This window comes from Candidatus Nitrotoga fabula, assembly GCF_905221025.1.
Taxonomy (GTDB): Bacteria; Pseudomonadota; Gammaproteobacteria; order Burkholderiales; family Gallionellaceae; genus Nitrotoga; species Nitrotoga fabula.
Genome location: NZ_CAJNBL010000044.1, coordinates 36,535 through 60,016 on the forward strand (window position 1 = coordinate 36,535; position 23,482 = coordinate 60,016).

Genomic DNA, 23,482 nt, shown 5'->3' on the forward strand with positions numbered 1-23,482 from the left:
ATAACCCAGCAACAAGCCCCCAGGAGCCGTCCATACACCTTACTCAGAATGGCAGTTGAAGCCCTGGCTCGGCATTCAGCAGGACACGGCGAAAGTCGTGCTGAATTCTGGCCAGCGCCTCCTCATTATCCGCTTCAAACCGCAGCACCACCACCGGTGTGGTATTGCTGGAGCGCATCAGGCCAAAGCCATCGGCATATTCCACACGCAGCCCATCTATGGTAATCAGGTTCTGCACGTTGGTAAATTTCGCATCCTTTTGCAACCGTGCAATAAGAGCATAGTTCTCCCCTTCCTTCAGTCTGATCTGCAATTCCGGCGTGTTGATTGAGTTGGGCAAGTCATGCAGCACACGATTTGCATCGGGCTGCCTGCTCAGGTATTCGAGCAAGCGGGCCCCCGCATAGAGGCCATCATCAAAACCATACCAGCGTTCCTTGAAAAATATATGACCGCTCATTTCACCTGCCAGTAGCGCGCCCGATTCCTTCATCTTGGATTTGATGAAAGAGTGACCAGTTTTCCACAATACCGGTCTGCCTCCGTGCTGCGTAATCCAGTCAAACAGCTTGCGTGTGGATTTCACATCGAAGATGATCTCTGCGCCAGGGTTGCGCTCCAGAACATCTGCGGCAAACAGCATAAGCTGTCTGTCAGGGAAGATGATGCTGCCATCTTTCGTTACCACGCCAAGACGGTCGCCATCACCATCAAAGGCTAAACCCAATTCGCTGTCATTGCCGGCAAGCGTGCGGATCAGATCCTGCAAATTTTCCGGCTGTGACGGATCGGGGTGATGATTGGGAAAATTTCCATCCACTTCACAAAACATCTCGGTTACGGTACACCCCAGACGGCGATACAAAGCAGCAGCAAAATCCCCGGCCACCCCATTGCCGCAATCCACTGTGATTTTCATGGGCCGCGCCAATTTGATATCGGATGCAATACGATCGATATACACGGGACGGATATCGAATTGCGAATAGCTGCCCGCACCATGACTGAGGTTGTTCTGTTCAATACGGGTACGCAACGCCTGGATGGCGTCGCCGGAAAGCGTTTCTCCGGCCAGTACCATTTTCAAGCCGTTATAATCCGGAGGATTATGGCTGCCTGTAATCATGACTGCAGAATGCGTTTCCAGGTGATACGCAGCAAAATACACCATGGGCGTTGCAACGCGCCCAACGTCAATGACGTTCATCCCGCTCTTCCGGATTCCACGCGCTAGTGCAGCAGCGAATTCCAGGCCGGAAAGCCTTCCATCACGACCAATGACAATAGTATGCTGGTCACGCGCGCTGGCTTCCGAACCAATGGCATGTCCAATCGTTTCAATCAGCTCTGCGGTCAGCGTTTTACCAACAATACCGCGAATATCGTAAGCCTTGAAAATTTCCCTGGGCAAGTTTTGCATGGCAGTTCTCCACGAATTTGACGGAATTGCCTACCTGACTCTATCAGAAGACACGAAATACAATCACCCTGGAAACATCCAGGCTGGATGCGTCGGTTTATCTACCGGAACCCATATGACCATGATTAATGGTGGCCCTTGGGTAACTCACCCTTAAATTTGTACATCGTGCCGCAGTATGGGCAACGTGCTTCACCCGTCTTGTCAACCGGAATTGCCACCCTTGGATGCCCGTTCCATAGAGTCATACTGGGTCTAGGGCAATAAAGCGGCAGATCTTTTGCAGTTACTTCGACATAACTTAGCTTGGCATGCTCGGTTTGCATATATTCACCCTTAAACGTGTGCCAGCCACTCGGCATATTGCGAATTTTTTCCACCGACACAATCAAAAAACAGCGACTGCAGACGTGTGGTAATTGGGCCCCGGCTCCCGCTTCCGATGGTTCGGTTATCCAGTTCACAGATCGGGGTTACTTCTGCCGCAGTGCCCGTGAAGAAAGCTTCATCCGCACAATACACCTCGTCGCGCGTGATGCGTTTTTCAATCAACTCCAGCCCCAGGTCTGCCGCCATTGTAATAATGGAATCGCGGGTAATTCCTTCGAGGCAGGAAGTCAGATCAGGAGTATACAACTTACCTTTCTTCACAATAAAGATATTCTCGCCCGCCCCTTCCGCCACATATCCATCCACATCCAGCAACAGGGCTTCGTCGTATCCGTCGTGCGCCACCTCCTGATGGGCCAGAATGGAATTGGTGTACGTGCCAACCGATTTGGAACGGCACATATTGATGTTTACATGATGGCGTGTAAAGCTGGAGGTTTTTACCCGGATCCCTTTTTCCATCCCTTCCGCGCCCAGATAGGCACCCCATGGCCATGCCGCAACCGCAACATGGGTGCTAATGGCGGTAGCGGCGATACCCATGGCTTCAGAGCCATAGAATACAATCGGACGAATGTAGCAGGATTCCAGATTATTTACGCGCACGACTTCGCGCTGTGCCTCCATCAGCGTTTCTTTGTCATATGGAATTTTCATCTTGAAAATATAGGCAGAATTGAACAGCCGGTCCGTATGGTCCTTCAAACGGAAAATTGCTGTCCCATGGGCAGTCTTATAGGCACGCAACCCTTCGAACACTCCCATGCCGTAGTGCAGTGTATGAGTCAACACATGCACGGTCGCATCCCGCCAGGGCACAAGTTTGCCGTCATACCAGATAAAGCCGTCGCGGTCCGCCATAGACATGGTTACATTTCCTCAAGTGTTTTGCAAAGTCTGTGATTCTATCGTTTTCCACGTTCTTTATGAAGCAATCCCACGATTAAAATTGAACCATCGCGATTAAAAAGGCTGGATTCCTGGTTGTCTATTTTTACCCTATGGTACAAATCCGAGGCTTCGTGAGAAGCCTTTTGACTGTTTTATGGCAACAGGGGGATGCCGGTCAGCGCCGTGCTTTCTGGAAGACCGAACATAATGTTCATATTCTGCACCGCCTGCCCCGCCGCTCCTTTGACCAGGTTATCAATAATGGACAATACGACCACGGTATTTCCCTGCTGCGGCCGATGGACTGCGATACGGCAGCAATTCCCTCCACGCACGGTACGTGTTTCCGGATGGCTGCCGGCAGGCAGCACATCCACAAATGCTTCATTGGCGTACCGCTTCTCATATAGCGCCTGCAGATCAGTATCCTGATGAATGCGCGCATACAGCGTGGCATGAATACCACGTATCATTGGCGTCAAGTGCGGCACAAAAGTCAGACCAACTTCCTGCCGTGCCATGCTTGCAAGACCCTGCCTAATTTCCGGCAAGTGGCGATGTCCCGGCACGCCATAGGCCCTGAAATTGTCCGCCGCCTCTGAGAACAGAATATTCACTTCGGCCTTGCGCCCCGCTCCGGATACGCCGGATTTCGCGTCGGCAATCAGACTGCTGCAATCGATTACCCCTTCTTCCAGCAGCGGGAGGAAGCCAAGCTGAACCGCTGTTGGATAGCAACCCGGGTTGGCCACCAGCCGTGCCTGCCTGATGTTCTCACGATTCATCTCTGGCAAACCATATACGGCTTCAGGAATCAAATCGGGACAGGCATGGCTCATGCCATACCATTTTTCCCATACCTGTACATTCTGAATGCGAAAGTCCGCTGCCAAATCTATGATCCTGACCCCTGCATCCAGCAATCCACGCGCATGCTGCATGGCAATGCCATTCGGCGTGGCGAAGAACACGATGTCACACTGATCCAGCCGGGCCTCTTCCGGAAGAGAAAAAGCGATATTCACTTGACCACGCAGACTCGGAAACATCTGACTAACTGGCATTCCGGCATCCGCGCGCGACGTAATGGCATGCAATTCTACCTGCGGGTGCTGCGCGAGCAACCGCAGCAACTCGATTCCTGTATATCCTGTACCTCCAACAATACCAACTTTAATCACTTCCTTCCCCCATACATTTTTCAGGTTTTCCTGCTGCCATTCTGCAAAATAATACAGTAAAAATAAAAAGCCGCCCGTAGGCGGCTTTTCCAAGTACTCCCAATGTTCCTAACGCTTGGAGAACTGCTTGCGGCGACGCGCCTTGCGCAAACCGACTTTCTTACGTTCCACTTCACGTGCATCGCGGGTAACAAAACCCGCCTTGCTCAACAAAGGCTTCAAGGTCGCATCATAATCAATCAATGCACGAGTGATGCCATGGCGTACTGCACCAGCCTGCCCGGACTCGCCTCCTCCGCAGACATTTACCATGATGTCAAACCTGGTTAATGTATCCGTCAGTTCCAATGGCTGGCGCACTACCATGCGACCCGTTTCCCTGGAGAAAAATATATCAACCGGCTTGTCGTTTACCGTAATATCGCCCTTGCCTGGTTTAATAAATACGCGTGCGACCGCACTTTTACGACGACCAGTACCATAATTATAATTTGCGCCCATGATTAAGCTTTCAATAAATCGATTGGTTTAGGCTGCTGTGCCGCATGCGGATGGGACGCACCTGCGTAAATTTTCAGCTTGCGCAGCATGGCATAGCCCAGAGGGCCCTTTGGCAGCATACCCTTGACTGCTTTCTGCAGCACGCGGTCTGGATGGCGCTCCTGCAGCTTTGTAAAATTGGTAGTGTATATCCCGCCAGGGTAGCCAGTGTGACGGTGATAGAGCTTGTCTTTTGCTTTATTACCGGTTACAACTAGTTTTTCCGCATTAACCACGACGACAAAATCGCCTGTATCAACGTGGGGGGTGTATATCGCCTTGTGCTTGCCACGCAGGCGGGCCGCAATCTGGCTCGCCAGACGTCCAAGGACTTTGTCGGCAGCATCTACCAGATACCAGTCATGCTGGACTTCATGTGGCTTAGCAGAAAATGTTTTCATGGCACTTCCTAGAACAAAAAATTTGATTAACTTCTAAAGGGCGTGAATTTTATGTCACAGAAGCAATCCTTGTCAATCGGATTCCTCCAGGGTAACCACATTGAATCCATCCCGGTTCACTGGCATCTCTACTGCTCCAGCATTCCCAAGGCACGATGACGATCAGTTCGCTCCGTTTGGCCAGATTTTACTAGCCGGATGACAAGTCAGCATCAGACTGGCCTGCATCCTCATCAACACTGACCTTGCCCTTCTCACGCGCGGCTTCGATGGCATCAAGATACTCTACGGTAACATCCCCGGTAATATATTCGCCATCAAAACATGCAGCCTCGAAACTCTGAATAGCAGGGTTGATCCTGCGCACAGCCGCCTTAAGATCATGGATATCCTGATAAACCAGCCTGTCCGCACCGATTTCCCGGCAAATCTCTTCATCACTGCGACCGGTAGCAATCAGCTCCTTGCGACTTGGCATGTCTATGCCATACACGTTCGGGAAACGTACCGGAGGAGCCGCAGAAGCAAAGTATACTTTGCGCGCCCCGGCATCCCTTGCCATCTGAACTATTTCGCGGCTGGTCGTGCCGCGCACAATGGAATCATCCACCAGCAGCACATTCTTATCCTTAAATTCCACGCTGATCGCATTTAATTTCTGACGCACCGATTTTTTTCGCATTGCCTGGCCCGGCATGATGAAGGTGCGCCCTATATACCGGTTCTTCACAAACCCTTCGCGAAAAGGGATTCCCAATCGGTTTGCCAACTGCAACGCACTCGGACGACTGGAATCCGGAATGGGGATCACAACATCTATATCATGAGCATCCCATTCACGGGTAATTTTGTCGGCCAGGTTTTCACCCATATTCAGACGGGTCTCATATACCGAAACCCCATCGATCACCGAATCCGGACGAGCCAGATAGACATACTCGAAAATGCACGGATTCAGCGTGGGATGATCCGCACATTGGCGGGAGTGAAGTTTTCCGTCGAAATCAATAAAGACTGCTTCTCCGGGAGCAATGTCACGCAGAAACCGAAAACCAAGCGTGTCCAGCGCCACACTTTCCGAGGCAACCAGATATTCCGTTCCCTGTTCCGTCTGATTGCTACCCAAAACCAGCGGACGAATGCCATACACATCACGGAAAGCAAGCAAACCATAACCCGCAATCATCGCCGTGATTGCATACCCTCCACTGCAGCGCCGATGAACACCCGATACCGCATCAAAAATATTCCGGGTTTCCAGTCGATAGCGCATGGTGGAATTCACCTGCAGTTCATGCGCCAGAACATTCAGCAACACCTCCGAATCCGATTTGGTGTTGACGTGACGCCTGTCCTCCAGGAACAGCTCCTGCTGCAACTGCTCGGTATTGGTCAGATTACCGTTATGTCCCAGCACAATGCCATAAGGGGAGTTGACATAGAATGGCTGCGCTTCATTATGGTCTATGGCAGAGCCTGCCGTCGGATAGCGCACATGCGCTATGCCGGCATTGCCTCGCAACGCGCGCATGTTACGGGTCCGGAAAACATCACGCACCAGGCCATTGCCTTTATGCAAATGAAAGGTATTTCCTTCCATCGTGGCAATACCTGCAGCATCCTGCCCACGATGCTGCAACACTAACAAGCCGTCATAAAGAATCTGATTGACCGGCGACCGTGCAACAAGACCTAAGATGCCACACATAAATTATTCCTGATTTTCATTGTGCAGTCCGAAACTCACATGGCGCGCCATATTATCGGGCAACCAGACCAAGCTGGCCAGAGCCATGCTTTCCAGCGACTCAGTAAGCATAGCTTCACGCCAAAAAGATTTTTTCGGCATATCCGTCAACCCCGCCAGCAACACCAGCACCAACACCAGCAACATGCCACGCAACATGCCAAACACTCCGCCAAACAAAGCGTCCACCCATCCAAGCCCCGTCCACCTGACGAATCTTGAAACAAGCCATACTACGACTCCACTAACCACAAGGGTTGCGATAAACAACAAAACAAAAGCGAAGGCAACCCTGACCGCTTCCATTTGCAGTTCTGACGGCATGAATGCAGCGAAGTGCGTAGCCTGCCAGCTTGCCACCATATAGGCCGCCACCCAGGCAAGCAACGACAGCACCTCATGGACAAAACCGCGCCAGCAACCCATCAGCACCGACCAGACAACAATCGTTATTACAGCATAATCAACCCAGTTCATACCTAGTAAGCCGAGCTGATTTTCGGTTCCAGTCCCAGTGTCTGCAGCCTGTGGTATATATTTTCTGCCTCTTCGCGGGTTGCATACGGACCCGCCCGCACACGGGTCTTGTCTCCAGCCCTCTCAGTGTAAGCTCTGATATTCTGCTTGCTTAATTTTTTCTGCCATTGATATGCCGTTTCGGCATTGGAGAAAGCCCCAGCCTGGACCACGTAGCCAGGAGATGGCACTGGTTGTTTTTTCTCACCCTGCATACCGGTAGATGGTCGGATTACAGGCTTAGCCACAGTCATTGCACTTTCCACCCCCTGCGATGCAGCTGTCTCCGGAGCAGCGGCGTCAGTCTGGACAGGTTCAGACGCAACCGGGTCAACCATTGGCGCAGAAACCACGGCACCCGTTCCGGATGGCAAAGCCCCATTCACCCCGGGCATCAATTCCCCTGCTTTCTCCTTGTCTGGAATGCGCAGCTCGATATCCTGCGGGCCCATCAACTTCGGTTCACTATCCAGCAGCATCGGTAGCAGTACCACGATAGCGATAAAAAAAGCGATTGCACCGATCAAGCGGCGCCTTGCCTGACGTCTCAGGCTAAGTTCTTCATCCGTTGGTTGTTTTTCCATCTCATATCTCCGCGCCGTCCAATCGCAGCGCAGACTGCGCACGCATCGCTTCCGCCACCGTATAGAATGAACCAAATATTATAATTCTATCATTTTCATCAACCTCATTGCAGGTACAGAGCAACGCATCATTTATCGTAGCAAAGGTACGCACTGCGCCGTCTGCCCCTGCGGCACGCAACTCCCGGGCCAGTTCCAACGCCGTTGCGCCACGCTGAGCCGCGATGCCGGCAACCATCCAGACGTCGACCTGCCCATTCAGCGCACGCACCACGCCTGCCATATCTTTATCCTTTAGCATGGCAAACACTGCAAATGTCTTGCGGCAAGGCGGCATGGCCGCCAGATTCCGTGACAGCGCACGAGCCGCCTGAGGATTATGCGCCACATCCAGAATCCACGGCGGCTTGCCGGGTAGTACCTGAAACCGGCCAGGAAGTGTCACCTCGGCCAAACCGCGCCGGATTGCAGCCATGCTGACCGGCAGTTTTTCCCTGAGCCCATCCAGCACTGCCAAAGCGGCGCTGGCATTATGTAACTGGAATGCCCCACGCAATGCAGGATAGGGCAAGGCATTACGGACATTGCTTACTCCCTGGAAATTCCATTGCCGATCTGCTTCAGAAAAACGATACTGCTCGCCAAGACACCACAGCTCCGCACCGACAGCCCGGGCCTGCGCACGTACTGCATGCGGCACATCCGTATCGCCAAACACTGCCACTTTCCCCGAACGGAAAATTCCTGCCTTCTCGAACGCAATCTGTTCACGGGTATCTCCCAGAAATTCCATATGATCCAGGTCTATGCTGGTCACCACCGCGCAATCCGGGTCAAATACATTAACCGCATCCAGTCGTCCGCCCAGGCCGACCTCCAGGATGGCCACCTCTACTCCCTGATCCATGAAGCACTGCATCGCAGCTAGCGTGCCATATTCAAAATAGGTCAGCGAAACTGCTGTTGCCCCACCTCTTCCCTGTTTTTCCAAATCCAGTTCTTGCAAAGACGGGGGGACACACGCCTGCTCTACCCGCGCAAATGCGTCGCATAGCATGACGTCGCTGGCCTGTCTTAAACCAATGCGGACACGTTCATTGTAATGCAGCAGATGCGGCGAGGTATAACAGCCAACACGATAGCCCGCCATATGCAAAATATGCTCGAGCATTGCACACACTGATCCCTTGCCATTGGTACCGCCTACGATCACCACAGGAAATTCCGGATTCAGCCCGAGCCGCTGTTTGACTACTGCAACACGTTCCAAACCCAGCTCGATGACTTTTGGATGCCCGGTTTCAATATGAGCAAGCCAGTCTTCCAATGTTCGCTTGCTATCCGCCATAACAACCCATCATTAATCTTTTATCGTGAACAAGGCGCATAGATTTCCTTCTTACTTACAAACGCCGGAGACATTCATGCAGCAATTTGACACTCCATTCAAGAAGAGCGTTCCTCACCTTGCATTGTGAGCGTTACAAAATGCAATCCTGCCAGTCAAAAATACCATGCATGCATATCAGGATGAGCAACTTACTACCACATTCCGCGCCCAGTCAGGAGCCGGAGCAGCGTATTCCTCCATCTCCGGCTGCTCATCGAAAGGTTGACCAAGCAATGCCAGCAACCGGTCAACCTCGGAAAAATCACCCTCCTGCTGTGCCAGAATAATCGCGGTTTGCGCCATAGAATTACGCAGGATATATTTTGGATTTACTCTATCCATGCACACCTTACGCTCCTCATCAATCTCCGGCTCACTTTGCAGGCGAGAGCGGTATGCATCTGCCCAGGCATCAAATGCGGAGCGATCCAGGAACTGGTCGCGAAGCACAGTATTTTTTTCATCCGGACCAGTTCTGAACAAACCCAGACTGCGAAACAGATTGGTGTAATCCAACTTGCTTGCGCGCATCATTTCCAGCAACCGGTTAACAAGTGAAGCATCCTCCTGAGCGGGACGAGTAAACCCCAGTTTTTTTCCCATCAATTCATTATAGTGACGGAAAAATTCCGGCTCATAATTTTCCAGTGCTTCCTGCGCTTGTTCCACCGGTATGATAGGCGTCAGTGCCTGCGCCAGGCAGGCCAGATTCCACAGTCCAACCTGCGGTTGACGGTCAAACGCATACCGCCCGCCATGATCAGAATGATTGCAGACAAACTCAGGATCGTATGTTTCCATGAAACCGAACGGGCCATAATCAATCGTCAAACCAAGAACCGACATGTTGTCCGTATTCATTACTCCATGCGAGAAACCAACCGCCTGCCACTTGGCCATCAGCCTCGCTGTCCGGACGATCACTTCATTCAGGAATCGCAGATATTTATCCGGCGAATTGCCAATATCAGGAAAATGCTTTTCTATAATATAGTCTGCAAGAATGGCAATCGGCTCATGCTGCCCCCTGTAGGCAAACACCTCGAATGAGCCAAATCGCACATGGGAAGGAGAAAGCCGGGTAACCACGGCAGCACTTTCTATTGTTTCGCGGTACACCTGCTCGTCGCTGCCAACGATGCATAATGCACGGGAAGTAGGGATACCCAGGGCATGCATTGCTTCCGAACAGAGATATTCACGAATGCTGGAACGCAGTACCGCACGGCCATCCCCATCGCGCGAAAACGGTGTGATTCCGGCACCTTTCAACTGAAGGTCCCAATATTCGCCCGCACGGTTTTTTATTTCGCCCAGCAAAATTGCACGTCCATCCCCGAGCTGCGGGACAAAATAGCCAAACTGATGACCCGCATAGAGCATTGACATTGGCTCGCTACCAGGCAACAAACGATTTCCAATGAAATATTCAGAAAAATCCGCACGCTTCGCTTCCGCTGCATCCAGGTCAATCAATTTTGCTGCACTTTCATTAAAACTGACCAAATAAGACCCGGGTAACGGCGTAGGATTCTGCCGCCTGTAAAAAATATCCGGCAAACGGCAAAAGGTATTATCAAAATTCAACTGATCCAGTTTCTTCATTGCAGTGCCTTAATATATGTAAACGGTCAATCCGGTCAGAAAAAGCCAGGCAGGGCAATTAAACCAGCCAACAACGTCCCTGTGTGCACTATGAGAATCACTACTTCCGCCGGGATGCACGCTTGCGCCACTCCCAAACCACCAGCCAATACCATAATATGCGCACGGCAAAATAACCCGCGATGGAGAAACTGATTGCCATGACAGGCAGGCCAACTGCAAGCGGCTTGCCTAGGGATACGAACCAGTCCACCATAACCGTAAGCCAGTTCGTCCAAGTCATTTCCGGCAGGGAAAAATTAGCGTCCGACAGACCATTATTGTGCCCGGTAATCCATGCACCAATTTCATAGGCCAGCGCATACAGGGGTACGATCGTAAATGGATTGGTGTACAGCGTGGTCACTACCGTTACCGGCAAATTCACACGAAATAACACGGCCAGCAACGTACCTCCGATTATTTGAACCGGGCCTGGAATCAGCCCTGTTAACAGTCCAATGGCTACCCCGCCTGACACGGAATGACGGTTAAGATGCCAAATGTTGGGGTGATGGAACCGGCCACCCAGCCAGCCAGTCCAGCGACTCTGTTTGATTGTTTCATGACTAGGCAGAAATTTCCTGAAGTATTTTCTTGGCACGGGCATTGTTTAACGGGAAAACATCCAAAGACAAATCCAGAATCATAGATTACCTGATTTTAATGATTATGCCAGTGTCATTCGTAAAACCAGAGGACCAAGTGCCTATCCCGGCGAGAATTGCCATTTCTACTCTTTATGTCCGGACCAGTTGCAGAAAAACCGAGCGCCGTAAATCCAAGGCCGGCTCCCCTCACGGTTTTGCAGTGAATCTTGCATGGAGGCATTGCGGGCAATAACAATTGCGTACAATGACATTCCCAGAATAACCAGGCGCTTATACCTCCTCAGATCCCCGGGGTATGTAGCCCGTAACATCCGTTTTAAGATTGTGTTTAACTAACGGCAGCATCATGCCGCATTTTTTCTTCTGGAACCGGAAAAGAAATGGAAAAATCAGCCCACGCAAATACCAATCTACCTTTCCTGACCGAAATGCATGGGCTGACACAGGCCGAGGCATGGAAACGGCTACAAGCCGAAGGAAAGAACGAGTTGCCCTCAACCCGGGGACGCAGCATCACGGCAATTGCACTGGGTGTAATACGCGAACCCATGTTCCTGCTTTTGCTGGTTGCCGGGGTGATTTACCTGCTGCTGGGAGACGTCAGCGATGCGCTGATGCTGCTATTTTTTGTATGCATAGTGATGGGAATCACTATTTTCCAGGAACGCAAGACGGAACGAGTCCTGGAAGCTTTACGCGACATCAGCAGTCCACGTGCACTGGTCATGCGCGAAGGAACCGCGCAACGCATAGCCGGACAGGATGTGGTGCGCGGCGACATCCTGATTCTGAATGAAGGAGACCGGATACCGGCAGATGCTGCGCTGATTTCATGCCATGATTTTGCCACGAATGAATCCATGCTAACCGGTGAATCAGTACCGGTACGCAAAACCGGCCAGCCTGGCGTCGGCAAAATGCTCCCGCCCGGAGGTGAAGGCTCGCCGTTTATCTACTCAGGCACACTGGTAGTACAAGGCCAAGGCACCGCTCTTGTCCTGGCTACCGGATCCCGCACCGAACTTGGCAAAATCGGCAAGTCGCTGCATGAGATGGAAAGTGATAACACCCCCTTGCAGAAAGAAATCAACAGGCTGGTGCGCAATCTCGCCACTGGCGGCATCCTGCTCAGCCTGACACTGGTAATGATCTATGGTCTCATTCATGATTACTGGCTGCAAGGATTGCTGGTTGGCATCACCCTGGCAATGACGATGCTACCGGAAGAATACCCCCTGGTGCTAATCGTATTCACTGCAATGGGGGCATGGCGAATTTCCCGTCACCGGGTGCTGACCCGCCGCATACCCACGGTGGAAGCGCTAGGCTCAATCACTGTGCTGTGTACCGACAAGACCGGCACACTTACACTCAACCAGATGACGGTGCAGCAACTAACTGCCGGGAACGCATCCTTCTCTGTAACGGCAGATGAAGAACCTCTTCCCGAGCTCTTCCATGAGTTGCTGGAATTCAGCATCCTGGCAAGCAAGGCCGATCCCTTTGACCCAATGGAAAAAGCCATCCACAAGCTTGGAGAAACCTACCTTTCCAGCACTGAACATCTGCATCGCAACTGGAAACTGCTGCATGCATACTCCCTGACCCCGGAACTGCTTGCACTTTCGCACGTGTGGCAGGCAGATGACCGCGCAGAATACATAGTAGCAACCAAAGGAGCGCCCGAGGCCATCGCCAGCCTTTGCCACCTGGATGCGCAACAGTTATCCGAGATTTCGGCCCAGGTAAACCTGCTCGCCAGACAAGGCATGCGTGTTCTGGGGGTGGCCAAAGCCAGCTATCATGGCCAGGAATGGCCGGACATCCAGCATGATTTCGACTTCGAATTTGTCGGCCTGATCGGGCTGGCCGATCCCATCCGACCGACCGTTCCCGCAGCAATCGAAGAATGCACCAACGCGGGCATACGCATCATCATGATTACCGGCGACTATCCGGCCACAGCCGCTGCAATCGCCCGGCAGATCAACCTGCCGGGCAGGCATGACCACCTCATTACCGGCACGGAACTGGACCAGATGGATGACGAAACCTTACGCAAGCGCATCGGCGACAGCAATATTTTTGCGCGCATGGTACCCGAGCAAAAACTGCGACTGGTGAACGCGCTCAAGGATAATGGCGAAATAGTGGCAATGACCGGGGACGGAGTAAACGATGCACCTGCACTAAAAACGGCACATATCGGCATCGCTATGGGCGGACGAGGCACCGATGTTGCCCGCGAAGCAGCCTCACTGGTCTTGCTGGATGACGATTTTACTTCCATCGTACGCGCCATGCGTATCGGGCGCGGCATTTTCGACAACCTGCGCAAAGCCATGGCTTATATATTTGCGGTACACATCCCGATAGCCGGCCTGTCACTGATCCCTGTACTACTGGGCTGGCCTGCAGTATTCGCGCCAGTCCATATTGTATTTCTGGAAATGATCATCAACCCGGCCTGCTCCATCGCCTTCGAAGCAGAACCCGCAGAAAGCGATATCATGCGACGCCCTCCACGCAGCCCGCAAGAACCATTATTTGGAAAACGAATCGCACTGCTCAGCCTGCTTCAGGGCACAATGCTTCTGCTTGCCGCACTGGCCGTGCTCGGCTATGCGCTGATGCATGGTGCAACGGAAGGAGAAGCACGCGCCCTGACTTTTTCCACGCTGGTCACCGGAAATCTTGGACTCATCCTGGTAAACCGTTCATGGCAGCTCGATTTTTTCAGTTCGCTCAGACGCCCCAATTCTGCATTGTGGTGGGTAACAGGTGGCGCGCTCGCCTTCCTGCTGCTAGCCCTGCATGTTTCTTTTTTACGCGAAATATTTCATTTTTCCCCTATCACGCCGATCCAGGTGGGATTATGTTGTGCTGCCGGATTGTGCAGCGCATTCTGGTTCGAATTGTTCAAACTTTTTAAACACCCCTGAACAACATGTGCCAGTCCATTTTATTTTTCACCATTGGCGTGTGGCTGCTGCAGCAACAGGAGACTCTTCCCAACCTTACATGGGGAGCAGGAATTGTCGTAATTCTAGGAGCGGCTTTAATATACCAGCGCAAAACCTCCTGGCAGCAAGCAGCAGCCCCCATCCTTGCCGCAGCCCTGGCCTGCTCTACAGGTTTTTTCTACGCCGCCTTTTTTGCGCAGCAACGTTTGGCCGATGCCCTGCCCGCCGCATGGCAGGGAAAGAATATTCAAGTCATCGGAGTGGTGGCGCAGCTTCCCAAGCAACATGATCACGGACTACGCTTTGTCTTTGATGTAGAAAAGGTACTCACCCCCAACGCCACCGTTCCGACACGCATCCTGCTTGCCAGTCATGAACATGAAAATGGAACCAGTTTCAATATTCATGCCGGAGAACGCTGGCAATTCACCATACGACTTAAACAGCCGCATGGCAGCAGGAATCCTCACGATTTCGATTTTGAAGCCTGGATGCTGGAAAACAAACTTCGAGCGAACGGCTACATTCACCCCAAGGGGAATAACCAGCGACTGGACACGCTGGCTTATTCGCCCGGTTACTATATTGAAAGCCTGCGCGAAAAAGTGCGCAACCACATCCTGGCAACCACCGCTTTTCCCTCAGACCCGCATTCATCCCTGCAGGTTCGACCCGATACCCGCACCATGATTGGGGATCGCTATGACACTGAAGAAAACCGCCATTATGCCGGCGTATTAACCGCCCTGGCCATAGGAGACCAGGCAAGCATTCCTGCCGCACAGTGGCAGATTTTCACGCGCACCGGGGTAAACCACCTGATGAGCATTTCCGGACTGCACATCACCATGCTTTCTGGGTTGGGATTCGCCGCAGGATATTGGTTTTGGCGGCGCAGCGCAAGGCTCACGCGCATGCTGCCGGCACGCAAGGCAGCCACGCTCGCCGGCCTGCTGGTGGGACTCAGCTATGCACTACTGGCCGGTTTCGGGGTGCCGGCACAACGCACGGTATACATGCTAACCACCATTGCCGCAGTATTATGGCTCTCGCGCACAGTCGCCCCTTCCCAGACCCTGGCCGCCGCTTTACTCGTGGTATTGCTGCTGGATCCCTGGGCTGTACTTTCGCCCGGATTCTGGCTCTCATTCGGCGCGGTGGGACTGATTTTTTACGTAACCGCACACCGCTTACGCCCCCTGCACTGGTTGGCGACCTATGGGCGTTTGCAATGGGCAATGAGCATCGGCCTCATTCCACCCTTACTGGGGATGTTCCAGCAGATCTCTCTGGTGTCCCCAGTAGCAAATGCTTTCGCCATTCCACTAGTCAGTTTCGTAGTGGTCCCGCTCACCCTGCTGGGAGCCGGATTTCATATAGAGTGGCCACTTTGGCTGGCCAATCAGGCCATGAGCCTGTGCTATTCGCTACTGGAGTGGCTGAACCATCTGCCTGAAGTTGTATGGGTTCAGCATGCTCCAGCGACATGGAGTCTGATCATCGGTATGCTAGGCGTATTCTGGTTGCTCATGCCGCGCGGATTCCCAGCACGCTGGCTGGGAATGATCGGGCTGCTGCCAATGTTTCTGGTTCAACCTCCGATTCCGCCGGACGGCGCACTGAGCCTGGTGATTTTTGATGTCGGACAGGGCCTGGCGGTCGCGGCACAGACCCGCAACCATGCATTGCTGTATGACACCGGCCCCAATTTCAACAGCGAAGCCAACAGTGGCAACCGTATCCTCATTCCCTCCTTGCGTGGTATGGGCATCGCAAAACTGGACGGCCTGATGGTAACCCACGATGACAACGACCATACCGGCGGGGCAGCAACGATTTTACAGAATATACCGACCCGCTGGCTCTCTTCATCACTGGCAGAAGACCATCCCCTGCTGCTGCAGGCGGCAAGTACTCAACGCTGCATGAATGCGCAAACATGGGAATGGGACGGAGTACATTTCGAAGTCCTGCACCCATCCGCAGAAAGCTATGCCACTGAAAAAATCCGCGACAATAACCGCAGTTGTGTGCTGAAAATCAGCACCGGGCAGCACAGTGTACTGCTCGCAGCAGACATAGAAAAGGAAGCTGAATGGGAATTACTGGAACAACACCGGGAAAAACTTGCCACTACTCTGCTGGTCGTGCCGCACCATGGCAGCAAGACTTCGTCTGTAGATGATTTCGTAGATGCGACCCATCCGCGTTACGCGGTCTTTACCGTAGGCTATCGCAATCGTTACGGCCATCCCAACAAGGAAGTGGTCAGACGATACCGGGAAGCGGGTAGCGAACTACTGCGTTCGGACCGGGATGGCGCCATCATCGTAAACATGGATGCGCAGGATTTTAGCGTGGAACGGTATCGCAAAAGCCACGCACGATACTGGCATCCATCTATAACAGGCATCCCCAAATTCAAACGCGCCACCACTGACCGTGTTACTCAAATGCAGCCATGATTCCCTCATAAGCCCGCGCTTTTATTGTCAAAGACAGCGCATGGGGCAACTTTGGGACAAAGCATGCCCAACAACGGCAATGAAATGCCACCTATTGCTAGATGGCGTTCACTAAGACTTTGATTTATTTATAGTAGCGGCTATGGCAATCTGCTGCTTACTGTAAGGTGGTGCCGCTTATCGGATTCGAACTGATGACCTACCGCTTACAAGGCGGTTGCTCTACCAACTGAGCTAAAGCGGCATAACTTTAAGGTGTGGCATTCAAATCGGTTACTTCTCCAGATCTGCACGCTTGAACTGGTAGGTCGTGCCAGATTCGAACTGGCGACCAACGGATTAAAAGTCCGCTGCTCTACCGGCTGAGCTAACGACCCATATCCCTAAAGAAGCGCGCATTATACGGACTTTGCCCGCCCTGTCAATGAAACAGAGTAGGTATCATGCCGCGCGGTAGCGCGTAGGATCCGCAATTCCCGCTGTTTGAAACCCGGTACGGCGCAATTTGCAGGAATCACATACCCCGCAAGCCCGGCCATCTACATCCGCCTGGTAACAGGACACGGTCAGGCTGTAATCCACGCCAAGCTCCGTGCCCAACCTGACTATATCCGCCTTGGAAAGATGCATCAACGGGGCATGCAATGTAAATGGCTTGCCCTCAACTGCCGTCTTGGTGGCAAGATTTGCCATTTTTTCAAAGGCCGCAATATATTCCGGCCGGCAATCCGGATATCCAGAGTAATCCACTGCATTCACCCCGATGAAAATATCCTGCGACTGTAATACTTCTGCCCACGCCAGCGCAATGGAAAGCATGATGGTATTGCGCGCAGGCACATAGGTCAGTGGAATTCCCGTTGTTCCCTGCTCTGGAACGTCAATGCCCCTGTCTGTCAGCGCGGAACCACCAAATGCAGCCAGATCAATATGAATTACGCGGTGCTCTCTTGCACCCAGTACCTGGGCCATACGTTCCGCCGCATCCAGTTCTGCATGATGTCGCTGCCCGTAGTTTACGCTCAGCGCATAGCATGCATATCCCTGCTGCCTGGCCATGGCCAGCACGGTGGCCGAATCCAGGCCGCCGGATAATAATATCACTGCACGATTCATTTTCCCTGCTGGCTGCCCCACAATAACCGATGCAACTGTATTTGCAGGCGTACCGGAAGACTGTCGCGAAGAATCCAGTCTGCCAGCAACGTCGGCGACAACTGGCCCTGCACCGGGGAAAACAATATGGAACACTTTTTCGCCAGATCACGTTCCCTTAAGACCTGCCTCGCCCAAAGGTAATCCGGCTCATCGCATAAAACGAACTTGACCTCATCCTGCGTATACAATGCCTCCAGATTGCTCCACAGATTCTTTTTTTCTTCTCCGGATGCCGGCGTTTTAATATCCAGCACCTTGATTACACGCGCATCGACGCCAGACACATCCAGTGCTCCGCTGGTTTCCAGCGAAACCTGATAACCAGCATCACACAATGCTTTGAGCAAAATCAAGGAATTCTTCTGGGCAAGCGGCTCGCCACCCGTAACCGTGACATAAACGGTTTGATAACGGCCCACTTCAGCAAGGATATCGGCGATCGCCCAGTTCTTGCCCCCGCTGAACGCATAATCGGTATCGCAATATACGCATCGTAACGGGCAGCCAATAAGGCGTACAAATACAGTCGGCAGACCAACCCTGCTTGTTTCGCCCTGAAGGGAATAAAAAATCTCGGATATGCGCAGCTGTCCGCTGGCAGCGCCAGTAATCATGTAAACCTGCTCTATGTGAAACCTGCCGGCCTGCCCTGTTTTATTTCATCGTCCTGGGCGAAACGGCTGCCTCAGATTTCTCGAAACGACGTAACCGGCTATCCAGATCAAGATACAAATCATTCTGGCTCTTTTTCACGTCTTGCAAGGCATGGTTGAGCTCTTCGTTCTCCCCGCGCAATCTGCGCAATTCCATATTTTGCGCTTCAATCTGCTTTTGCAACTCGTATATCTGGCCGGCTTGCTGTTTGCGAGTCCCAGTCAACTGCTTAATCATCTCGGTTTTCTGCCTGATCATTTCGGTCTGCTGTTTTCCGGTCCCTTCCAATATGGCAACACGCCCCAAGAGCTGGCGAATCTGATTATGTGCCTCTTCATCGCTGAATAAAGCTGCGTTGGCACCACATACAGCAAAGGCACTCCATCCAGCGAACAATACAACAGGAAATTTCATACTCGCTCTAATATGGCTTATAGTTCAGTTCAGTGCGACGATTTTTTGACCAGGCGGTCTCGGCATGGGCTGAATCCGCTGGTTTTTCCTCACCATAGCTGATCGGTTCAATCTGCTCCTCCTTCACCCCCTCAGCCAACAGCATCTTCTTCACATTATCGGCACGGCGCTGTCCAAGAGCCAGGTTATATTCTGCGCTTCCCCGCTCATCGGTATGGCCATCCAGACGCACTTTACGGTCAGGATGCGTAACCAGATATTCTGCATGCGCCAGTACTACAGGCCAGTATTTTTCTGGAACGGTATCCCCGTCCGTTGGATAATAAATGACGCGCTTCTCCGCAGACAGCAAGCTTTTCGGATTGTTCAAGGGATCCTTCGGATCTTTCGGGTCATACCCGGCATAATCCGGACCGCGCTGGATCGGAACCCCAGAGGCATTGGTAACAGAACTAGAACTGGAACCAGAACCGGATGAACCTCCATTCGGATCGGAACCAAACCCGGAAGACGGCGAATCACCAGCAGTCCCTGCTCCCGCTGCATCTGGAAGAGCCGGCGCTTCCATTTCCAGGGCTGAGCCACCCCCAATTTTTTTGGTGATCGGCACTGGTGGCTTGGCGCAAGCCACCAAAAATAAGGCTAGCAATATGCCTGCCACTACACCTGTAACATTTTTTATTGCGCTCATGATTTCTGCCCTCGAAAAGTTGCTGTCTTCAAAAACTGTCGTTGGCCAAGATATTCCCACAACCTGTCGGGAACTCCTGTCTTTGCAGCATCCATGACTGTTTGATAAACACTAATGCCTCACGAATGAAAGATCCATCCTCAATTTCACAACCCGAATCGTATTACAGCCATGCATCTGCTCCTGCGCTGGATTCACTCCCAGCCAACCAACTAGCATACTCAGGTTTACTTCATGTTATCGAGACGTTTTTTTGCCAGATCTGCAAATTTACTGCCTGGATATTTCTCGATGATTTGATTAAGTGTTTTTCTTGCCCCAAGAACTGCTTTCAGCTGCTGCTGACAATCTGCAATTCCTAACATGGCATCCGGAACATACTCATTGGAAACATACTTGTTTACCAGTAATTGATAACTGTCCAGTGCGTTTTTGTAGTCCTTTAAGTTATGGTACGCATAGCCCATCTGATAGTGAGCATTTGCTGCATATGCCGAATCCGGATATTTTTTCAGAAATTCCTGAAAATCCTGAACGGCATGCTGATAATTGCCCGCCTTGATTTTACCGCTAGCAAAATCATAAGCACGACTGTCAGCTGCAGCCGGATTACCCGTCGCGCCATTCACAGCTGCATTCGGCTTGGCTGGCTGGACAACCGCCGGTGCAGAGGCTTTACTGGACGACGCACCGGTTAAGATCGCTTCAAATTGGCGCAGGGTAGTATCCATATCCCCATAAAAATCTTTCTGCCTTTTTTCGATCTCTTGCAGACTGCGAATCAAATCCTCATTCTGACTATGCAGCTTGCGCAGTTCTGCATTTTGCTCTGCATCGAGTTTTGCCTGCATGTCCAGCGCAGCGGCTTGCTGGGTACCAATGCTTGCCTGGCCCTGCTTCGATTCATTCAGATTCCGCACCAACTCTTCATTTTGCGCACGCAGCTTGTGCAATTCTGCATTCAGTGCTGCGATCTGTGATTGCAATTTATTTGTCAGACCAGACTGCTGCTTGCCCACTTCAGCCTGCCGTTTCTCAATATCCTGCAATTTCTGCACAAACTCTACATTCTGCTCCCGTAGCATACCCGCTTCACCACTCTGGGTATCCATCTGTTTTTTCAGGTCCGCAACAAACACAGTATTTAAACGCTGCAACTGTTTGTTCATTTCACCGGACAATTCTTTTTGCTGCTTCTCCAGTTCCTGCAAATTATGCAGTAGAGCGCTGCTCTGGCTGCGCAATTCCTTATCCTGGTTCTCCAGGGCGCTCTGCAGGCTGAGGATGGATTGGTTTTGCTGCTGGATCAGCTCTGCGTTGTGCTTGTCCATCTCCAGCAATTTGTTCAGCGCCGTTTGCTCGCTTTGTCCAACCTGTTGTTGCACTTCTTTATGAACAGACTGAATTTGTTTCTTGAATTCAATATCAAAATTTCTGATCCGCGCATCCAGATCCGCATAGATATTGGAAAGACGGTGAGAAGACTCTTTCAACCTGTTTTCCAAATCCTCGCCATACCCCTGAATTTTCTTGAATTCCGCGTTCTGGCTGTCGATCTGCCCTTGCAGGCCGATGTTATTCCGTATTTGATTTTCGAAATTTTCCTTGAGCTGGACAAGGTCTGCCTTCAACTCTTCCTGGTGCTTATACAAATCTTTGCGATATTTATCATGCAACTCGGATTGCTGTTCGACCGTATTCTGAAAATTTGCAACACGCAATTCCAGCTGAGAGAATTTTTCTTCCTGTTGGGCAACAATTCCGGCAAGCAGCTTTTTCTGCTGGTCGCTGGTATCCTGCAATTCGGACAATTTCTGTTTGGCCTGCTCCTCCAGATTCTTCTGAATCCGGTCATGAGCAAGCAGAATGGAGTTGTATTGCTCTTTATGTGTATCCCCGATGCGTTTCTCGGCTTCCTGCAAGTTGCGCTTCAAATCTTCACTCTGACCGCGCAAACTTTGCAATTCTTTTTCCAGCACTGCACGGTGACCAGTTTGAAGCTTTTCCGCTTCCTTCAGATGATGATCCAGAGTTTCCTGTTTTCCAAGCAATCGACTCAGATCTGATTTCTGGGCACCCAGCTGATTTTGCAGTTCTTTTACAAATTCACCTTGATTTTTGTAGGCAGCATCCAGCTGTTTCAGCTCGGAATCCTGCTTTTTAATGATTAAATCCTGCTGCCTGAGAGCTTCCTCCTGCTTTTTCAGCGCAGCTTCCTGCTTTTTAATGACCGAATCCTGCTGCTTGAGAGCATCCTCCTGCTGTTTGCGGGCAATTTCCAGATCCGTAACCCGTTCCCTGATTAACCGTATCTGGTTATGCGCCTCATCATCGCTGAACAGTGCTGCCTGAACCTGCCCTGCAATAACACAACATCCCGCAAACAGCAAGGTGGAAAGCTTCATGTCTTAACTGTAATCATTTAACGCTATACTTGAACTCGGTACGACGGTTCTGCGACCATGAAGACTCGTCATGTCCTGTAGCCACCGGCTTTTCCTCGCCAAAGCTGACTGCCTCAATCTGGCTTTCCTTCACCCCGCCTACGACCAGCAGCTTTTTCACATTGTCGGCACGACGCTGACCCAGAGCCAGATTGTACTCGCTGCTTCCACGCTCATCGGCATGACCTTCCAGACGCACCGAACGCTTTTCCTGTCTAGACAAATAACGGGCATGTTCCTGCACGACCAGCTTGTCTTTATCCGAGACTACATCCACATCCGTCGGATAATAAACAAAACGTTTCGACAGCAGAGAATTCAGGGCTGAGTCGGATTCTGCCGCAGCCGCTCTCGCTTCGGCCGCCATGGCTGCCTCGCGTGCTGCGGCCTCTTTTGCAGCTTTCAGCTCGGCAGCAACTTTGGCTGCCATCGCTGCCTCTCTGTCGGCTGCTGCCTTGGCGGCTTCGGCCTTGGCCATTTCCTGCTGCGCAGCCAGTCTGGCGGCATTGGCAGCCTCACGCTCTGCAGCTTCACGCGCTGCAGCCGCTCTTGCCGCATCCAGCTCGGCTGCCGCGTCTGCCTGTGCCTTGGCCGCAGCTGCCTTGGCTGCCTCCAGTTCAGCTGCAATTCTGGCTGCATTTTCTGCATCACGCGCAGCTGCTGCCGCTGCCGCTTCACGGGCAGCTGCCGCATCCGCTTCTGCCTTAGCCGCAGCGGCTCTCGCTGCCTCCAGCTCGGCTGCTGCATCTGCCTGCGCTTTTTCTGCGGCAGCACGTGCTGCCGCCAGTTCCGCATTATGCAACTCTGCCAGACGGGCTGCTTCCAATGCCGCCTCTTCTGCCGCGGCCTTTGCCGCGGCAGCCCTTTCGGCTTCCAGTCTCGCCCTTTCCAGCTCAGCCACCCGTGCGGCCTCTAATTCCTCCTGCAAGGCTCTCGCCTTTGCAGCATCTGCCTCTGCCTGCCTTGCGGCTGCATGCTCTGCTTCTATTTTCGCATCCTCGGCCGCTTTTGCCCTTGCCTGCGCTTCATCAGCAGCGGCCTTTGCTGCTGCCATTTCGGCAGCCAGCCTGTCCGCTTCCCGAGCAGCTGCCGCATCAGCCGGAGTCTGCTCAGCCAGCCTGTCCATCCCCATTGACGAATCAGAAACAGAACCCGCGGATGCAGAATCCGTAACCGCACCTTCAGCTGTAGACAGGGACATATCGGTATCGGCACCTGCGGCTGCACGCCCCCTCGACTTCAGGTCACCTACAGGAGGTTCATCGCTGGCACAAGCAGCCAGCATGGTTGCCAACACTACTCCGATCACTGAATTTTTCATAGTTTATCCTTTATATCAAAAGTATTTCCTACCGCTTCCGATTACCACCAATGGTTA

Annotated in this window: 20 protein-coding genes and 2 tRNA genes; 2 read left to right on the forward strand and 20 right to left on the reverse strand. The window is 52.2% G+C overall.

Going from position 1 to position 23,482, the window contains the following annotated elements:
- Positions 1-43 precede the first annotated feature (43 nt).
- From KJA68_RS10250 to KJA68_RS10305, 12 genes are all read right to left on the reverse strand, one after another.
- Positions 44-1,420 carry a phosphomannomutase/phosphoglucomutase gene (locus tag KJA68_RS10250; RefSeq protein ID WP_213036843.1) on the reverse strand — a complete coding sequence of 459 codons (1,377 nt, stop codon included), beginning with the start codon at positions 1,418-1,420 and terminating at the stop codon, positions 44-46.
- A gap of 125 nt (positions 1,421-1,545) precedes the next feature.
- Positions 1,546-1,746, reverse strand: coding sequence for a zinc-finger domain-containing protein (locus tag KJA68_RS10255; protein WP_213036844.1), 201 nt, complete (start codon positions 1,744-1,746; stop codon positions 1,546-1,548).
- 10 nt (positions 1,747-1,756) lie between these two features.
- The gene (locus KJA68_RS10260) at positions 1,757-2,677 is read right to left on the reverse strand and encodes a branched-chain amino acid transaminase (protein ID WP_213036845.1); all 921 of its coding nucleotides are present in this window, start codon (positions 2,675-2,677) and stop codon (positions 1,757-1,759) included.
- 176 nt (positions 2,678-2,853) lie between these two features.
- On the reverse strand, positions 2,854-3,882 hold the full coding sequence (argC, locus tag KJA68_RS10265; protein ID WP_213036942.1) for an N-acetyl-gamma-glutamyl-phosphate reductase: 1,029 nt from the start codon (positions 3,880-3,882) through the stop codon (positions 2,854-2,856).
- A 108-nt stretch (positions 3,883-3,990) separates the two neighbouring features.
- The gene (gene rpsI / locus KJA68_RS10270; RefSeq protein WP_213036846.1) at positions 3,991-4,383 is read right to left on the reverse strand and encodes a 30S ribosomal protein S9; all 393 of its coding nucleotides are present in this window, start codon (positions 4,381-4,383) and stop codon (positions 3,991-3,993) included.
- A gap of 2 nt (positions 4,384-4,385) precedes the next feature.
- Positions 4,386-4,823, reverse strand: a complete 438-nt coding sequence (gene rplM, locus KJA68_RS10275) for a 50S ribosomal protein L13 (protein ID WP_213036847.1) — start codon at positions 4,821-4,823, stop codon at positions 4,386-4,388.
- A gap of 190 nt (positions 4,824-5,013) precedes the next feature.
- Entirely contained in the window at positions 5,014-6,531 is a 1,518-nt protein-coding gene (gene purF / locus KJA68_RS10280; protein WP_213036848.1) for an amidophosphoribosyltransferase, read from the reverse strand.
- 3 nt (positions 6,532-6,534) lie between these two features.
- Positions 6,535-7,047: a CvpA family protein gene (locus tag KJA68_RS10285; RefSeq protein ID WP_213036849.1), complete on the reverse strand. Its 513-nt coding sequence runs from the start codon at positions 7,045-7,047 to the stop codon at positions 6,535-6,537.
- Between the two features lie 2 nt (positions 7,048-7,049).
- Entirely contained in the window at positions 7,050-7,670 is a 621-nt protein-coding gene (locus KJA68_RS10290) for an SPOR domain-containing protein (RefSeq protein WP_213036850.1), read from the reverse strand.
- A gap of 1 nt (position 7,671) precedes the next feature.
- Complete coding sequence (gene folC, locus KJA68_RS10295) at positions 7,672-9,018, reverse strand: bifunctional tetrahydrofolate synthase/dihydrofolate synthase (protein WP_213036851.1); 1,347 nt, start codon at positions 9,016-9,018, stop codon at positions 7,672-7,674.
- 177 nt (positions 9,019-9,195) lie between these two features.
- Positions 9,196-10,665, reverse strand: a complete 1,470-nt coding sequence (locus tag KJA68_RS10300) for a protein adenylyltransferase SelO (RefSeq protein ID WP_213036852.1) — start codon at positions 10,663-10,665, stop codon at positions 9,196-9,198.
- A 100-nt stretch (positions 10,666-10,765) separates the two neighbouring features.
- Complete coding sequence (locus tag KJA68_RS10305; RefSeq protein WP_213036853.1) at positions 10,766-11,314, reverse strand: DUF2062 domain-containing protein; 549 nt, start codon at positions 11,312-11,314, stop codon at positions 10,766-10,768.
- A gap of 381 nt (positions 11,315-11,695) precedes the next feature.
- Between KJA68_RS10305 and KJA68_RS10310 the strand changes: the two genes are divergently transcribed.
- Together KJA68_RS10310 and KJA68_RS10315 are read left to right on the forward strand one after the other, a co-directional pair.
- Positions 11,696-14,257, forward strand: a complete 2,562-nt coding sequence (locus tag KJA68_RS10310; protein ID WP_213036854.1) for a cation-translocating P-type ATPase — start codon at positions 11,696-11,698, stop codon at positions 14,255-14,257.
- A gap of 5 nt (positions 14,258-14,262) precedes the next feature.
- Entirely contained in the window at positions 14,263-16,743 is a 2,481-nt protein-coding gene (locus KJA68_RS10315; RefSeq protein WP_213036855.1) for a DNA internalization-related competence protein ComEC/Rec2, read from the forward strand.
- 168 nt (positions 16,744-16,911) lie between these two features.
- Here the strand turns inward: KJA68_RS10315 and KJA68_RS10320 are convergent.
- From KJA68_RS10320 to pal (KJA68_RS10355), 8 genes are all read right to left on the reverse strand, one after another.
- Positions 16,912-16,987, reverse strand: a tRNA-Thr gene (locus KJA68_RS10320).
- Positions 16,988-17,044: 57 nt separating this feature from the next.
- Positions 17,045-17,120, reverse strand: a tRNA-Lys gene (locus KJA68_RS10325).
- Between the two features lie 64 nt (positions 17,121-17,184).
- A complete protein-coding gene (gene queC / locus KJA68_RS10330) occupies positions 17,185-17,859 on the reverse strand; it encodes a 7-cyano-7-deazaguanine synthase QueC (RefSeq protein WP_213036856.1) in 675 nt (224 codons plus the stop codon).
- Positions 17,856-18,515 (reverse strand): 7-carboxy-7-deazaguanine synthase QueE, encoded by a 660-nt coding sequence (queE, locus tag KJA68_RS10335; RefSeq protein ID WP_213036857.1) that lies wholly within the window; start codon positions 18,513-18,515, stop codon positions 17,856-17,858. Before queE ends, queC begins: the two co-directional genes overlap by 4 nt.
- 40 nt (positions 18,516-18,555) lie before the next feature.
- Positions 18,556-18,969, reverse strand: a complete 414-nt coding sequence (locus KJA68_RS10340) for a YbgF trimerization domain-containing protein (protein ID WP_213036858.1) — start codon at positions 18,967-18,969, stop codon at positions 18,556-18,558.
- Positions 18,970-18,976: 7 nt separating this feature from the next.
- Positions 18,977-19,660, reverse strand: a complete 684-nt coding sequence (pal, locus tag KJA68_RS10345; RefSeq protein WP_213036859.1) for a peptidoglycan-associated lipoprotein Pal — start codon at positions 19,658-19,660, stop codon at positions 18,977-18,979.
- A gap of 227 nt (positions 19,661-19,887) precedes the next feature.
- Positions 19,888-22,065: a tol-pal system protein YbgF gene (ybgF, locus tag KJA68_RS10350; protein WP_213036860.1), complete on the reverse strand. Its 2,178-nt coding sequence runs from the start codon at positions 22,063-22,065 to the stop codon at positions 19,888-19,890.
- 13 nt (positions 22,066-22,078) lie between these two features.
- Positions 22,079-23,425, reverse strand: coding sequence for a peptidoglycan-associated lipoprotein Pal (gene pal, locus KJA68_RS10355; RefSeq protein ID WP_213036861.1), 1,347 nt, complete (start codon positions 23,423-23,425; stop codon positions 22,079-22,081).
- Positions 23,426-23,482 lie beyond the last annotated feature (57 nt).

Bases quoted from the DNA above. Each gene is read 5' to 3' on its own strand.
- KJA68_RS10250 (WP_213036843.1), bottom strand. From the start codon at position 1,420: ATGCAAAACTTGCCCAGGGAAATTTTCAAGGCTTACGATATTCGCGGT.
- KJA68_RS10255 (WP_213036844.1), bottom strand. From the start codon at position 1,746: ATGCAAACCGAGCATGCCAAGCTAAGTTATGTCGAAGTAACTGCAAAA.
- KJA68_RS10260 (WP_213036845.1), bottom strand. From the start codon at position 2,677: ATGTCTATGGCGGACCGCGACGGCTTTATCTGGTATGACGGCAAACTT.
- rpsI (WP_213036846.1), bottom strand. From the start codon at position 4,383: ATGGGCGCAAATTATAATTATGGTACTGGTCGTCGTAAAAGTGCGGTC.
- rplM (WP_213036847.1), bottom strand. From the start codon at position 4,823: ATGAAAACATTTTCTGCTAAGCCACATGAAGTCCAGCATGACTGGTAT.
- purF (WP_213036848.1), bottom strand. From the start codon at position 6,531: ATGTGTGGCATCTTAGGTCTTGTTGCACGGTCGCCGGTCAATCAGATT.
- KJA68_RS10285 (WP_213036849.1), bottom strand. From the start codon at position 7,047: ATGAACTGGGTTGATTATGCTGTAATAACGATTGTTGTCTGGTCGGTG.
- KJA68_RS10290 (WP_213036850.1), bottom strand. From the start codon at position 7,670: ATGGAAAAACAACCAACGGATGAAGAACTTAGCCTGAGACGTCAGGCA.
- folC (WP_213036851.1), bottom strand. From the start codon at position 9,018: ATGGCGGATAGCAAGCGAACATTGGAAGACTGGCTTGCTCATATTGAA.
- KJA68_RS10300 (WP_213036852.1), bottom strand. From the start codon at position 10,665: ATGAAGAAACTGGATCAGTTGAATTTTGATAATACCTTTTGCCGTTTG.
- KJA68_RS10305 (WP_213036853.1), bottom strand. From the start codon at position 11,314: ATGCCCGTGCCAAGAAAATACTTCAGGAAATTTCTGCCTAGTCATGAA.
- KJA68_RS10310 (WP_213036854.1), top strand. From the start codon at position 11,696: ATGGAAAAATCAGCCCACGCAAATACCAATCTACCTTTCCTGACCGAA.
- KJA68_RS10315 (WP_213036855.1), top strand. From the start codon at position 14,263: ATGTGCCAGTCCATTTTATTTTTCACCATTGGCGTGTGGCTGCTGCAG.
- queC (WP_213036856.1), bottom strand. From the start codon at position 17,859: ATGAATCGTGCAGTGATATTATTATCCGGCGGCCTGGATTCGGCCACC.
- queE (WP_213036857.1), bottom strand. From the start codon at position 18,515: ATGATTACTGGCGCTGCCAGCGGACAGCTGCGCATATCCGAGATTTTT.
- KJA68_RS10340 (WP_213036858.1), bottom strand. From the start codon at position 18,969: ATGAAATTTCCTGTTGTATTGTTCGCTGGATGGAGTGCCTTTGCTGTA.
- pal (WP_213036859.1), bottom strand. From the start codon at position 19,660: ATGAGCGCAATAAAAAATGTTACAGGTGTAGTGGCAGGCATATTGCTA.
- ybgF (WP_213036860.1), bottom strand. From the start codon at position 22,065: ATGAAGCTTTCCACCTTGCTGTTTGCGGGATGTTGTGTTATTGCAGGG.
- pal (WP_213036861.1), bottom strand. From the start codon at position 23,425: ATGAAAAATTCAGTGATCGGAGTAGTGTTGGCAACCATGCTGGCTGCT.